Origin of the sequence: Rahnella victoriana (genome assembly GCF_004330295.1) — a bacterium.
GTDB classification, from domain to species: domain Bacteria; phylum Pseudomonadota; class Gammaproteobacteria; order Enterobacterales; family Enterobacteriaceae; genus Rahnella; species Rahnella victoriana.
On sequence record NZ_SJOJ01000042.1, the window covers coordinates 14872 to 28677 of the forward strand.

The 13806-nt window shown below is 50.6% G+C and carries 12 protein-coding genes; 9 read left to right on the forward strand and 3 right to left on the reverse strand.

Annotated features, from left to right (window positions below):
• Positions 1-64 precede the first annotated feature (64 nt).
• Both EYY67_RS23425 and EYY67_RS23430 read left to right on the forward strand, forming a co-directional pair.
• Positions 65-1150, forward strand: a complete 1086-nt coding sequence (locus EYY67_RS23425) for a fimbrial protein (protein WP_131694500.1) — start codon at positions 65-67, stop codon at positions 1148-1150.
• A 56-nt stretch (positions 1151-1206) separates the two neighbouring features.
• Positions 1207-1914, forward strand: a complete 708-nt coding sequence (locus tag EYY67_RS23430) for a fimbrial biogenesis chaperone (RefSeq protein WP_242675631.1) — start codon at positions 1207-1209, stop codon at positions 1912-1914.
• A gap of 79 nt (positions 1915-1993) precedes the next feature.
• Here EYY67_RS23430 and EYY67_RS23435 read toward each other — a convergent pair whose 3' ends face one another.
• Complete coding sequence (locus EYY67_RS23435) at positions 1994-3541, reverse strand: methyl-accepting chemotaxis protein (protein WP_131694502.1); 1548 nt, start codon at positions 3539-3541, stop codon at positions 1994-1996.
• Positions 3542-3902: 361 nt separating this feature from the next.
• Between EYY67_RS23435 and EYY67_RS23440 the strand changes: the two genes are divergently transcribed.
• Positions 3903-5027, forward strand: a complete 1125-nt coding sequence (locus tag EYY67_RS23440) for a tyrosine-type recombinase/integrase (RefSeq protein WP_131694503.1) — start codon at positions 3903-3905, stop codon at positions 5025-5027.
• Positions 5028-5174: 147 nt separating this feature from the next.
• Positions 5175-7316 carry a 5-histidylcysteine sulfoxide synthase gene (ovoA, locus tag EYY67_RS23445; protein ID WP_131694504.1) on the forward strand — a complete coding sequence of 714 codons (2142 nt, stop codon included), beginning with the start codon at positions 5175-5177 and terminating at the stop codon, positions 7314-7316.
• A gap of 310 nt (positions 7317-7626) precedes the next feature.
• On the opposite strand, the gene EYY67_RS23450 is transcribed toward ovoA, so the two are convergent.
• On the reverse strand, positions 7627-7794 hold the full coding sequence (locus EYY67_RS23450; protein WP_119824291.1) for a YhfL family protein: 168 nt from the start codon (positions 7792-7794) through the stop codon (positions 7627-7629).
• 326 nt (positions 7795-8120) lie between these two features.
• Between EYY67_RS23450 and EYY67_RS23455 the strand changes: the two genes are divergently transcribed.
• From EYY67_RS23455 to EYY67_RS23465, 3 genes are all read left to right on the forward strand, one after another.
• A complete protein-coding gene (locus EYY67_RS23455) occupies positions 8121-9716 on the forward strand; it encodes a tannase/feruloyl esterase family alpha/beta hydrolase (protein ID WP_131694505.1) in 1596 nt (531 codons plus the stop codon).
• A 172-nt stretch (positions 9717-9888) separates the two neighbouring features.
• Complete coding sequence (locus EYY67_RS23460) at positions 9889-10497, forward strand: TetR family transcriptional regulator (RefSeq protein WP_095925769.1); 609 nt, start codon at positions 9889-9891, stop codon at positions 10495-10497.
• 104 nt (positions 10498-10601) lie between these two features.
• Positions 10602-11465 (forward strand): helix-turn-helix domain-containing protein, encoded by an 864-nt coding sequence (locus tag EYY67_RS23465; RefSeq protein ID WP_095925768.1) that lies wholly within the window; start codon positions 10602-10604, stop codon positions 11463-11465.
• 61 nt (positions 11466-11526) lie between these two features.
• Here EYY67_RS23465 and EYY67_RS23470 read toward each other — a convergent pair whose 3' ends face one another.
• Entirely contained in the window at positions 11527-12306 is a 780-nt protein-coding gene (locus tag EYY67_RS23470) for a (S)-acetoin forming diacetyl reductase (RefSeq protein ID WP_095925767.1), read from the reverse strand.
• 230 nt (positions 12307-12536) lie between these two features.
• Between EYY67_RS23470 and EYY67_RS23475 the strand changes: the two genes are divergently transcribed.
• Positions 12537-12947, forward strand: a complete 411-nt coding sequence (locus EYY67_RS23475) for a hypothetical protein (protein ID WP_095925766.1) — start codon at positions 12537-12539, stop codon at positions 12945-12947.
• 146 nt (positions 12948-13093) lie between these two features.
• Complete coding sequence (locus EYY67_RS23480) at positions 13094-13282, forward strand: hypothetical protein (RefSeq protein ID WP_095925765.1); 189 nt, start codon at positions 13094-13096, stop codon at positions 13280-13282.
• Positions 13283-13806 lie beyond the last annotated feature (524 nt).

A 13806-nucleotide genomic window follows, 5' to 3' on the forward strand; every position in this document is an offset into this window, starting at 1 on the left:
GCAGACCAGGGACGATAATCTGCGGCGTGCCGACGTGGTATGCCTATAATCAGGGAAAAATGACATGGGCAAAATCTTCAGAGCGATCTTCTTTGTCGCATTCATGTTTGCCGGAATGAATGCTCAGGTCCGGGCGGAAGGCAGTTGGGTTGATTGCAACCGGACAAACGGTGTTTACCAGTATTTTGCTTCTACCGTCATTCAGGTGGGTAAAGATGCGAAGGAGGGTGATTTGCTGGGGGGGTGGATGACCTCTTCGAATCCGACGGCATGGACGTGCGCTCAAAGAAATACCGCTCAGACCATTTCACCGCAGATGGCTGTGCTGGGCTATCCCCCTTATCCCATCTGGAATGCTATATCGACGGAAGGCCAGACTTACAGTGTTTACAATACGACCGTAAAATCCGGCCTTGGTTATATCTCCCGCTGGCGCTATACGGTAAAGGGACAGACCAGCGTGTGGTACCCGCTGACCGTGGCGCCGGGGATCTTTCAAATACCCGCGGAACTTTTCCCTGTCACCTATTACAGCGGAAAGTCCTTTAATGTCGGTGTTGATGTACAGATCCGTTTTGTTAAGACGGCAACGTCGCTGAGTGCTGGCCCGACACCGCTTTTCGACCCGATGTACATGCGCCATTATCAAACTTATGGAGGAGCCTCCGAACAGGGCAGTGGCACCTATATGATCGCGCAGTTTGCGAACGGAGCCGCCATTATTGCGACGGGGGGAACCTGCACGACGCCCAACGTGGATGTTACATTGCCCCCCGCAGCCCGGTCAGAATTCAGCGGCCCGGGTTACACAACCTCCCGCACGGATTTTAAACTCAATTTCACCCAGTGCCCGGCCGGGCTGGCCAGTATCAGCTATTCGTTTACGCCAACGACAGCGATTAAAAACAGTTCGCAGGGTGTGTTTGCATTGGACAGCACGTCAACGGCTGCCGGAGTCGGATTACAAATGCTGAATGATCAGGATGTTCCGGTGACATTCAATACCGACTATTTGTTGGCGGATTATAATTCCAGCGCGGCTAACGCGAACTATGCGATCCCCCTCAGGGTCGGTTTGTATCAGACCGAAAATACGGTCTCTTCAGGGAATGTAAGTGGTGCCGTGACTTTTACGCTGAAGTATAAATAATTAAAAAAGAGTTGTTATTCCCCATGAAAATCATAACGTCACTGCCTCTGTGTATAATGCTCTGGGCATCATTCCTTCATCCGGGAATAAGTGAAACGTATATAAACCGGACCCGGTTAATATTCACCTCTCACTCTCTTGATGAATCGTTTACTCTGATAAATGAAGGGATTAAACCTGCACTCATGCAGTTCTGGATTGATAAAGATGATGCGGAAAAGAAGCCTGAACATATTCAGGTTCCCTTTATTGTGTTGCCACCGGTCTCAAGACTTGAACCTAAAAGTTCACTGGGGATACGCGTACTGTATACGGGTGAGAATCTCTCCAGACAGGCAAATGCCGAGTCACTGTTCTGGCTCAATGTCCTTGAAATTCCGCCCGAAATGTCAAAGGTTGAAGGGAGTCATACGTTGCAGATGGCAATACGCACCCGGATCAAAGTTTTCTATCGTCCTCCTGCAATTGGGAAACTCACCAGCAGAGAGGCCATCACGAGATTATCTTTTTCTCACGCCACCGAAAATAACAAATCGCTGCTTCGCATAGAAAACCGGTCTCCCTTGTATATCACACTGACTGAATTGAAATATAACGATGGGCGACGGGAAGACAATTTACCTGATGATGGCATGATTGCCCCTTTCAGTCATATCAATATTCCTTTTGCTCATTTTGATAAAAAAGAAAATTCAGCGGTACGCTTCAGATACATAGATGATTATGGTGCGGTGAGTAAATATCATGCTGCATCCGTAAAATAAGAATGTATTTTCAGTCCGTCCGCCATCGCATGGGGGCACGGACTGAAGGGATCACAGCCCGGTATTCCATATTGCACTTTTATCTGAACACGCCCACGGCTTCTACCAGCCGGTCCGCCTGTCGTTTCAGCCCGGACGAGGCGTTGGCACCTTCCTGAACCTGAATTGAATTCTGATGCGTGATGCGATCCAGTTCTTCTATTGCTTTGGCAATATCGAGTAAACCCAGATTTTGTTCTCCGGTGGCACTGCGAATTTGTCCGATCAGGGCGCTGACATTTTGTACCTGAGAGACAATGTCGGCCATGGTTTTCCCCGCCTGATCAACCTGCTTCGAACCCGAGACCACCGTTTCCACACTGCTGTCGATCAGACGTTTGATTTCGCTGGCGGCGCTGGCGCTGCGTTGCGCCAGACTGCGGACTTCACCCGCCACCACGGCGAAACCTTTGCCTTGTTCACCTGCCCGCGCTGCTTCGACGGCGGCATTGAGTGCCAGAATATTTGTCTGGAAAGCGATGCCATCGATCACATTGGTGATGGTGGCAATTTGCCGGGAACTGTCGGTAATTTCCTGCATGGTGCCGACAACGTCCTGCATTGCATTGCTGCCCTTTTCCGCTGCGGCGCTGGCTGTCAGGGAAAGTTTGTCCGCTTCAGCCGCTGTCTGAGTGTTACTTTCAACGGTCGCGCTCATCTCATTCATTGCCGCTGCTGTTTGTCCGACGTTCGCGGCGGTTTGTTCCGTACGCTGACTCAGTGCTTCATTACCATTCGCCAGTGACTCGCTGGCCGTGCGGACTTTATGCGCCTGGTCGTTGACGTCATCTACCATCCAGCGGCAGATCAATCCGAGCTGGCCGACCGATCGTAACGTCATCCCAATTTCATCGACGCGCGCCATCGGTGTGATCGTATGACTCGCGCCACTGGCCACCCGCAAGGTCTGACTGCAAAGTTGTTCGACCGGACGGGTGATTTGCCATTCCAGCCAGCAACCCAGCAGCAGAATGAAAAATGCATTGAGTGCTAATGCCATCGTCATTTGCATGGCGGGCAGGGAAGCCAGCGCGAAAAGTGCGAGTGAGTTAAGGAGGAGGAGTGCCAGCAAACTGCTGCGGATCCGCCAGCGCACCGTGAGCGTTTTGAGAATGGAAAAACTGCGGGTGATGCCGGTACGGATCAACAGTCCGCGATGCAACCGGCGGTTGTTCAGTTCGCCACGATTCATTTTGTCATACAGCGTTTGTGTCTCACTGATTTCGGCGGCGGTGGGTTTGGTGCGGACAGACAGATAGCCTTTGGTTTTCCCGCCACGAATGATCGGCACAACGTTAGCGCGCACCCAATAATGATCGCCGTTGCTGCGGCGGTTTTTCACCAGCGCAGTCCAGGGAAAACCTTGCTGTAATGTGCTCCACATATCTTTGAATGCGGAAGGCGGCATATCGGGATGACGAACAATATTGTGAGGCTGCCCGATAATATCTTCACGGGCAAAACCGCTGACTTCAATAAATGCATCGTTGGCGTAGGTAATACGGCTGTCGGCATCAGTCGTTGACATTAATGTGGCGTCGTCAGGGTACTGATATTCCCGTTGGGATACTGGTTGATTATTGCGCATAGTGACATTTCCGTGGCCAGACTGCGGTTTGAATGAGATTAAGGATCCTTAACTATTAACATGTCGGCATAAGCAAAATTTTCTTTAGCGGGAATACTCACGTTCCCGGAATTAATCGTTTCACAAGGCAAGGCAGCCCGTTTTTTGCCCATTTACCGCCTGCCGTGGCGATGTTTTAAGCAAAGCGAAGGCTTTATCGCCATTTCATTCACACACCATCACGCAGCGGAGTTGCCAATTTTTCTTTATACGACGTCGTTGTGACTCCAGACTTAATAGGTCTGGAGTCATAAACCTTTTGCCTAAGATCTTCAGGCTTGTTATAACTCTGCCCTATGATTTTTAAGGTGAAATTAGGCAGATGAATAACGCCGGATCCGCAACAACCGCTGAAACAGGATTTGCTGCCGAAAATGTCGGGCGGCATGTGCTCGCCTATCTTCAGAAGATCAAAATGACGCCGCTGGCAAAACTGGATGATTTTGATGAAGAGGGGAACGCGACCGTCGGACAGGTGATCAATATCTGGATCCGGCTTTCGCTGATCCTGACGAGACGCCGTCCGGAGATTGCGGTGTCCTCGTTAATGAAACATGTGTTGCCGGTAATCGGTGAAGTGCCATTAAACAAAATGACCCGTTTGCGGCTCAACAGACTGTTCAACGTCTTGCTGGCCGAGGGGAAAATTTCAGAAGCCAAACGCGTGTTCGCATTGTGTAAGCAATTTTTCGGCTGGGCGGAAACCCAGGGCTATCTGACACATTCGCCGCTCAGTTCAATGAAACGCCGTGATGTGGGGGGGAGGAATACGCCGCCTCGCGAGCGGGCGTTAACCGATGCGGAAATTTGGATTTTCTGGCATGGCCTTGATTTATGGGATATTTCAGAACAATGCCGCTGGGCATTACGGCTATGTTTGCTGACGGCAAGGCGCCCGGATGAAGTGGTGCGCGCCCGCAAAGAGGAGTTTCATTTACGTATTGGCCTCTGGCGGCAGGGAACGCGCAATAAATCAGCCCGCGACCACAGTCTTCCGCTGACGCCGCTGATGATCACTTGCATTAATGCGTTGATTTCAGCCAGCCCCGGAGAGAGTCCGTGGCTGGTACCTTCGCCACTCGATGCGCAAAAACCACTGTCGCGTGGCGCGGTGACGCAGGTCATCCGGCGGATGTTACGGGCGGAACGCGGTCTCGGCATTGACGCTTTTACGACGCGCGATTTACGCCGGACGGCACGATCAAAATTATCCTCCCTGAATGTGCCTAACGATGTCGCCCGTAAAATCATGAATCATTCACTGGAAGGAATTGACCGTGTTTATGACACTCATGATTATCTGCCGCAGATGAAACAGGCACTCGACGCATTTTCTGACAATATTCAGGGCATCATCGATGCGCCGGATTATCTCGATTTACGTCATCAGTTTGAAGGCGAATCCCTGCAGGTTCATGACAGTTCGCTGCTGTATATGGAAAGATAACCGCGTCAGGGCGATGTTGACCAGAAGACAAAGATCCACGATTGATAACAAAAAAGCCGGTCAGAAGCAGACCGGGAATAAGCCAAAGATGTGAACTGCTACACTTGTGTATTGATTTGGCAACGCCAGAAGACAGAGGACTTAATAATGCTTTCACAACGAAACAATGCCATCGGGCTGCCAGAACCGACGCAGACCCTTTTGCTGAGCAGTGGCACCGCAGAGAAAAAACGTCAGGAAATCCGCGATTATTTTATTCAGACCTGGGAATTGTATGAGAGCCTGTTTGACTGCCTCGCGGACGAACGTGCTTATTTTACTAAGGCGATTTCACTGCGCCATCCGCTGATTTTTTATTTCGGCCATACCGCGACGTTTTATATTAATAAACTGATGGCAGCGGGGCTGATCCCGAAACGTATTGATTCACAGATTGAAGCCATGCTGGCGATTGGCGTCGATGAAATGAGCTGGGATGATCTTGATGATCAGAACTATAACTGGCCGTCTGTCGCCAATTTGCGTCAGTATCGCGGCAAAGTTCGGGAAGAAGTGCTGGGGATTATTGATACCATGCCGCTGAGTTTACCCATTGGCTGGGACAGTCCGGCGTGGGTGATCCTGATGGGTATTGAGCATGAACGCATCCATCTGGAAACGTCCAGTGTCTTGATCCGACAGTTACCGGTGGAATGGGTTAAGCCTCAGCCCCATTGGCCAGCCTGTGATCTGGCCCGGCATGACCGGAATACGGTGCCGGAAAATACGACACTGGCGGTAAAAGGTGACGTTGTCACGCTGGGTAAGCAAGATGATACCTATGGATGGGACAACGAATATGGCACGTCTGAGCATAAAATTCAGGCCTTCAGCGCCAGTAAAATGCTGGTCAGTAACGCTGAATTTTATACTTTTGTGCAGGCGGGCGGTTATCAGGATGCACAATGGTGGGACGAAGAAGGGGCAGGCTGGCGGGATTTTGCGCAGGCCGGAATGCCGACCTTCTGGGTCGGTTCTCCGCAGGAACCTGAACAACTTAAATTGCGGCTGATGACGGAAGAAGTGCCGATGCCGTGGGACTGGCCGGTGGAAGTGAATCAGCTGGAAGCGGCTGCATTTTGTCGCTGGAAAGCGGCGGAAACCGGGGAATCGGTGCAATTGCCAACAGAAGCGGAGTGGATGATTTTGCGTAATCAGGTGCCTGGCGACCAGCCAGACTGGGAAACCGCGCCGGGCAATATCAATCTGGCGTGGTGGGCATCATCCTGTCCGGTCGATCATTTTGCTCAGGGTGATTTTTACGATGTGGTGGGCAATGTCTGGCAATGGGCGTCTACCCCGATCAGCGGTTTTGACGGCTTCCGCGTACATCCTTTGTATGACGATTTTTCGACGCCAACGTTTGATGGTAAACACTCGATGATCAAGGGCGGAAGCTGGATTTCAACCGGGAATGAAGCACTGAAATCATCGCGTTATGCTTTTCGTCGTCATTTCTTCCAGCACTCCGGTTTCCGCTATGTGATCTCCAGCCATCAGGAAGTGGTGGCCGTGAACCCGTATGAAACCGACGGGCTGGTCGCGCAATATCTCGATTTTCAGTATGGTCCGCGGCATTTTGATGTGCCGAATTATGCGCAACAACTGGTTGATATTGCATTGAAAAACAGTCAACTGCGGGGAAGGGCACTGGATATTGGCTGCGCCACCGGCAGGGCGAGTTTTGAACTCGCGCGTCATTTCGATTCCGTGACCGGTATGGATTATTCCGCGCGGTTTATTGATGTTGCGCTGGCATTAGCGCGTGGTGAAGCCTGCCGTTATGTGATCCCGGAAGAGGGCGAACTGGTGGATTATTGTCAGGCAGCATTGTCGGACGTCAACATCAGCACCGCGCAAACGGAACGGGTGACTTTTGTGCAGGGTGATGCCTGTAATCTCAAACCCCAGGCAGAATTGTTTGATCTGGTGCTGGCGGCAAATCTGCTGGACCGGTTACGTGAACCAGCGCGTTTTCTGAAAGATATTGCCCCGATGATCCGCAGTGGCGCGTTGTTGATGCTTTCTTCGCCTTATACCTGGCTTGAAGAATACACGCCAAAAGCGCAGTGGCTGGGTGGTTTTCGGGAAAATGGCGAAGCTGTGACGACATATCAGACGCTCCGTCGTCTGCTGGCCAGCGAGTTTGAAGAAGTGCAGAAACCACAGGATGTGCCTTTCGTGATCCGTGAAACCGCACGAAAATTCCAGCATACAGTGGCGGAACTGACGCTCTGGCGTAAACGTTAATCCCGTTTTGTCTGTAATGAACAGAGGGTCGCTTCGGCGACCTTTTTTATTGCGGTAAAGCAGCCAGGCTGGAATTTGAGAGCTGCGCATTCCACCTGTTTGAAAAGAACTTATCTCTGTAGTTGATGTAATCACGGTTGTTGATGTTTAAATGCATATGAATGTTGTAACTAAAGAAAGGTTTTTTGAGCGATGACGTAACATCAGTGACTGTTCTAAATCGCGAGGAGCATGAAGAGAAGGGGGGAACGATGAGGTGGGATGTGTAAATGCCGGACATTCAAGCCCGGCATTCATAATACAGACTACATTACTTATCAGTCGGGCCGCAGCCACCGATCATTTTAGAAATTGAAATAGCCGGGTGCAGGAAATAATCGTAGTCACAATTTTTTTCTTTATTATTAACACTGCCGGTACAGCCTGAGAGGGTGGTCACTACTGCTGCCAGAAGGGCAAGTTTCAGAATGTTTTTCATGTAAATTCCTTTTTAAAAATAGACAGTTATATTTCATGGCCATGATTGGACAATCTGGCAGGCGAAATATACGCCTATCATTGGTGGCTGGCAAACAAAATACAAGTTCCGCTAATGCATTTACCTCATTCAATTGCGGTTGAATCTATTAATAAATATATAATATGAGTCATAATTAACTTATATTAATAATGTTTCAAAGCTCTGTATTCATATATCTAATAAATCACGCGCTTGCTTGTCGTCATCCGGCGTCACAGTTCTTCTTTCACCGGTCATTTAATGGCACACTGCCGTCATTACGTTGTTGGAATGAATGTTGTCTGATGAAAGCTTCCTGGTATTTCTGCTCACTGATCCTGTTTGCACTTCCTGTTTTGGCGGCTACGCCGAAAGGACTGACTGAAGCGCAATGTATCGCGCTTAAAAATGCCCGTGTTAATGCCGCCGCTATCGGGCTGCCAACACGTGGTGCTCAGATCGTTACCGTTGCGATGGCGGGGCAACCGGGTAATCAACATTGCAAGCTGGAAGGGCAAATCAAACCTGTTGACCTGAAGGCGCCGGATATCAATTTCCAGCTTTATCTGCCCCTCAGCTGGAATGGCAAAGCCCTGCAACTGGGCGGCAGCGGTTTTGATGGTGCCATCAAAGATGCAGATACCGCACGGCTGGCTCCCGCTGCGACCCCCGGCGCACTCAAACAGGGTTATGCCACCTTTGGCAGCGATGCCGGTCATCAGGGCGGTGTATCCGATGCCGCGTTTACCCTTAATGACGAAGCCTGGAAAAATTTTGCCGGTGAGCAGATCAAAAAAACGCACGACGTGGCTGTCACGCTTATCCGCCAGGCCTACGGCAGTAAACCTTCCCGCATGTATTTTCAGGGCAACTCTCAGGGCGGTCATGAAGCGCTGGCCGCCATCCAGCGTTATCCGCAAGATTATGACGGCGCTATCGCGATTCATCCGGTTTATAACGTGGTTGAATTACACATGGCCGGCATCCGCATCGGTCAGGCGGTCTATAACACACCGGGCGCATGGATATCTCCGGCTAAAGCGGCCTTAATCGCCAATGCGGTATCCGGTGCCTGCGACAAGCTGGATGGTCTCAGTGATGGTGTTGTTGCCAATACCCGTGCCTGCGAGGCAACTTTTAAACCTGAACGGCTGCGTTGCGAAGGCAAAAAGGATGCGGATAATTGTCTGACCGCCCCTCAGCTTGCTTTAGTGCAGATGCTCAGCCAACCGGTGCCGCTCGGCGTGACGCTGCCCACCGGCGATCACTTTGCACCGTGGCCAATATTACAGGGTGCCGACGCGTCAGCGGTGGTCAGCGTGTTTGGCTCCGGCGCCGATAAACCCAGGCCTGCAGCACGCAACATTATTATTTCCTTTCCTTATATGATGGGTGATCAGGCCGTGCGCTACGAAGTGATGCGTTCGCCGGATTATGATTCCCTCAATTTTGATCCTGCTGCACATGCGGCTCGTCTGAATGAGCTGGCGTCACAGGTGGATGATAATAATGCCGATATTCGTGCGTTTGTTCAGCACGGCGGCAAGCTGTTGCTGATGCATGGCACTGCAGATATGGCGGTTCCTCCCGGCAATACCGTGGCGTATTACGAGAAGCTGAAAGCGCAATTTGGCGAAAAAGCATTGCATCAGTTTGCCCGTTTTTATCTGGCTCCGGGCTTTACGCACAGCAGCGGCACTTTTCGCGCAAGCTGGGATTCACTCGGGGCGCTGGATAAATGGGTCGATCATGGTATCGATCCCGGACAGCAGGTGATGACCGACACCAATAAAGCCACTGCCGGTCGGGAAATGCCGCTGTGTGAATATCCGCAGTTTCCTGAGTACAAGGGACAGGGCGATACAAAATCTGCCTCCAGCTTTGTGTGCACAAACAAATAAAAACTCTCCCGCTGTCAGCCAATTGTCAGATTCAGCGGGTACACTTTCATTCAAGATTGCAAGCAGTTTTACCTATATATAATCACAGGTGAATGAACGTTCTCAAAAAACTTGAACATCCGTTCAAGTCTTGGCATTATCCTCGTCTGTCTATTTTGCTTCGGTTCTAACTGTGGCTTATCTGTGTAAAGAAGCTCGCCGTATCACCATCCTCGAAGCGGCCGCGCGTGTCGCTCGACGTGAAGGGCTGGCGGCGACAACTGTCCGCCGGGTCGCGCTGGAAGCCGGGGCGGCAACAGGTCAGGTTCATCATCACTTTTCCAGCGCCGCTGAATTGCGTGCACAGGCCTATACGCAGGTCATGAAAGTCCTGAAAGACCAGCTTCTGGAGCAATGCCAGAGCCTGACCGCCCGCGAACGTTTACATCTTTTTCTAATCGACCCGAAAGATGATCACTCTCTGATGGCGATCCCGCTCTGGCACGAAGCCATGCTGCTGACCGAACAGGAACCGCTGATGAAAGCGGCATTTGCCTTGTCAGTGGCCGACTGGCATCAACTGGTTTCCGATGCCATCACCTTAGGCAGGCAGAAAGGGGAGTTTGTTGAGGGGGAGTCCCCTGAGCACATTTCCTGGCGGCTAATCGGCCTGAGCAGCAGTATGGATGCCATGTCGCGTCTGGAATCCCTCGGGCTGACCGCAGGATGTGCGGAATATAATCTCAACCGCGCGATTGAGAATGAGCTGTACCCATACCTCGCGGAACCGGCTGAAGTTTAAAAAATAATGATCACATCAGCCGTGTCATTGTCGTCAATGTATTTTCAACATCTGTCGCGTACTGAATCAGTGACGTGACGTTATAGCAGCACAGGGAGTTCATTTTGCAAAGCGAACAGAAACCTGATTTTCATGATGACTTGATCAAAGAGTTACTTTACTGGATCGAAGTCAATTTAAGTGATCGTCTGACCATGGAAAAAGCCTCGAAAAAGACCGGCTATTCTCCCTGGTATCTTCAGCGTTTGTTTAAAAGTAAAACAGGTTATGCACTGGGGAAATACATCCGTGACCGTCGTCTGACCATGGCGGCTATCGCGTTGCGTCTGACCAATATGCCGATCCTGGATATCTCGTTGTATTACTCGTACGATTCGCAGCAAACCTTCACGCGTTCATTTAAAAAGAACTTTGCCGAAACGCCGGGAATGTATCGTCGTAACGCCTCCTGGACCATGAACGGCATCACGGCGCCGCTGACTGTTGATGAATTTCCGCAGCCGGAATATGACATCGTGGAAATGCCGGAAATGGCGTTTGATGGCAAAACCACGACCCATTCCTATCCGATTGAAGCGTTATTCAACAGCAAAAACCATGTTCATCGCGCCGAGCTGCTGCGTTATCTGGAAACCCCGGAATCGCTGCTGGCCCCGGTGTGGGGATTATCTGATTGCCGCCCTGATACTAACGATGAAGTCGCCAATGCTTTGCAGATGGAATACACCGTGGCCCATCAGGTCTATGCCAGCGACAGCCACACTATCGTCGTGCCCTCCGGCCGCTATCTGAAGATCAATTATCCGTACGATCTCAGTCGCCTGAACGATTTCATTCTGTATCTTTATTCCGTCTTCCTGCCAACACTGGGTCTGGAATTTATCATGCAACCCGATCTGGAAAAGTATTCCCGTGAATCGGCGCTGAACGGTGTCACCTGTGAATATTATATTCCGCTGGCCAGATGATTCAGGCGCTGAAAACAAAAAGGCCTCTCGCAATGAGAGGCCTGGCTGCGGGCAGGGGAAATCAGTTAAATACCATACCGCCATCGATCAGCAATGCCTGACCGGTCATATAATCTGAATCCGGACCGGCAAGATAAGAAACGCATGCCGCGACATCTTCCGGCTCAGAAAGACGTTTCAGGGTAATGTTTTTAGCAAATTCCTGCGTACCATACCCGACTGGTTTGCCGGCTGCGGCAGACACCTGACGGTCAATCTCCTCCCACATTGGTGTTTTCACAATTCCCGGACAATACGCATTCACCGTGATACCCAGCGAAGCCAGATCACGCGCCGCGGTCTGGGTCAGGCCGCGCACTGCAAACTTACTGGAGCTGTAAATGGCCAGCTCAGGATTCCCGACATGTCCGGCCTGTGAGGACGCATTGATAATTTTGCCGCCGTGCCCTAATGATTTGAAAGCTTTGACCGCCGCCTGAATCCCCCAGATGACGCCTTTCACATTGATATTATAAACTTTATCCACGATCTCAGGCGTGATGTCTTCAATCAGGGTTGTCGGAGCAATCCCGGCGTTGTTGACGATCACGTCAAAACCGCCGAGCTGTTGAGTTGCTGCGTCGACAGCAGCAAAAACTTGTTCCCGGTCAGATACATCTGCCAGCTGGGCAATGGCTTTGCCGCCAGCATGGTTAATTTCTTCGGCGACTTTTTTTGCTGTCGCTTCGTTGTAATCCACAACGGCGACGGCAAAACCATCCTTCGCCAGACGCAGGGCAATTGCGCGGCCGATCCCCTGACCGCCACCTGTTACTAAAGCCACTTTTCCATTTTTAGACATACGACTATCCTCTATGTATTCGGTATCTTCTTCAGGTGCTGCGCGCAAGGCACGGTTTAACCGGCCCGGTGCCATTGCGTGAGCTATTCACTGGTTTACGCCTCCGGTCTCCGATGTGCAATTGTTAGCCACGGTCATTAACTTTTTCGATTCAGCGACCGGGCACGTCGCTGATCCCTCACGCAAGTCAGGTAGAATGGCGGAAATTGCACAACAGTGAGGATGCCGGAATGAACGGCCATAACATTGATCTTTTCCGTGAGAAGCTAAGTACGCTGGCGCGCTCATTACAACTTGCACCGCAGGTCGCTGAAAACCAGGTGCTTGACCGGATGGCACTGAGCTTTCGCAAATTGCTTAATTTTTTTGCAGAAGATGCCACGCTGACCGCGCAGGCATTGCTGTTGCCTCCGCACGCGCAGGCGACACAGACCTTGCTGATCACCCTGATCGCAGAAAATCTGCAATTCAGTCAGCAGGACAAATTGTTTCGCGATGATATTCCGGCGTCAGTTATGGCGCAGTGTTTTACCGGTATGCTGGTACAACTGGCTTACACACCGGGCGAACCGGCTGCCCGCCATCAAAACAGTCTGGCCTGTGCGAAATTGTTCTGTGAAGGAGTATGGCTGCGCGAGTGATAGTTTAAAACTTCATATATAAAGCAAAAATCGTTGGTTCTGTTCACCGGCAAGAAAGGGTTTACTGAGGTCATTCCAGCGGCAGACTGTGTTTGCCTGCTTTTGAAAAGCTTTCGCAAGAAAGTGGTGATTAACCGGAGGCCTGTATGTCAACGACTGCAAATACTGCTGAGCACCGCTCATTATGGCAGCGCATAACACATCGTAAGGTTCAGGATCGGCCAGAAGAAAGGGCGCAGGATACGTCGCGTCTGCTGGAAAGTTTTCTTGCGACCGGTTGTCTGTACGGTATCGATGTGGGGAACAGTGACCCGGCGTGGTTTCGCCGCTCCTGATCGCTACGTCCGGTTACTGCGTTTCAGCTACTGGAATGAGCTGTGCAACGGATCCCTTTTCTCCTGATAGTCCCTGTAGTGCCCTGAATGACTGGTGTTGTCGTTGCGGCAGGCGCAACCGCAGCATCAGGTATGAAGGTTGTTGTGGAAAGTCTCTCTGACCTCGTCGTGTAATTTTTTTGTTCTCTCTCATTTGTTGAGCCCATAACTTTCGCCGGTTATGGGTTTTTTTATGCAAAAAAATGCCCCGCAGTCAGGCGGGGCAATATACAAAGCCGTTAACAGGGGTCACGGCAACAGAAATATAAATAAAACACAGAAGGGTAAATGAATTGCGGTGATGAGCCACAACACGGCGAATAAATTAACACAACCTGGAATCGTTAAATAAATACAATTTTTATATGTCATATAAATATCCATTCATGCAGAATATCAATATAGGTCATTGAAATAATTAGCAATGAATAATAAAACAAAAGCTGTGAATTACACGGCGAACTTTATGAACTATATGGTTATTA

Excerpts from the sequence above, each read along its gene's own strand:
- EYY67_RS23450 (WP_119824291.1), bottom strand. The coding sequence starts at position 7,794 with ATGAAAAACATTCTGAAACTTGCCCTTCTGGCAGCAGTAGTGACCACC.
- EYY67_RS23470 (WP_095925767.1), bottom strand. The coding sequence starts at position 12,306 with ATGTCTAAAAATGGAAAAGTGGCTTTAGTAACAGGTGGCGGTCAGGGG.
- EYY67_RS23480 (WP_095925765.1), top strand. The coding sequence starts at position 13,094 with ATGTCAACGACTGCAAATACTGCTGAGCACCGCTCATTATGGCAGCGC.
- EYY67_RS23455 (WP_131694505.1), top strand. The coding sequence starts at position 8,121 with ATGAAAGCTTCCTGGTATTTCTGCTCACTGATCCTGTTTGCACTTCCT.
- EYY67_RS23475 (WP_095925766.1), top strand. The coding sequence starts at position 12,537 with ATGAACGGCCATAACATTGATCTTTTCCGTGAGAAGCTAAGTACGCTG.
- EYY67_RS23440 (WP_131694503.1), top strand. The coding sequence starts at position 3,903 with ATGAATAACGCCGGATCCGCAACAACCGCTGAAACAGGATTTGCTGCC.
- EYY67_RS23435 (WP_131694502.1), bottom strand. The coding sequence starts at position 3,541 with ATGCGCAATAATCAACCAGTATCCCAACGGGAATATCAGTACCCTGAC.
- ovoA (WP_131694504.1), top strand. The coding sequence starts at position 5,175 with ATGCTTTCACAACGAAACAATGCCATCGGGCTGCCAGAACCGACGCAG.
- EYY67_RS23425 (WP_131694500.1), top strand. The coding sequence starts at position 65 with ATGGGCAAAATCTTCAGAGCGATCTTCTTTGTCGCATTCATGTTTGCC.
- EYY67_RS23430 (WP_242675631.1), top strand. The coding sequence starts at position 1,207 with ATGCTCTGGGCATCATTCCTTCATCCGGGAATAAGTGAAACGTATATA.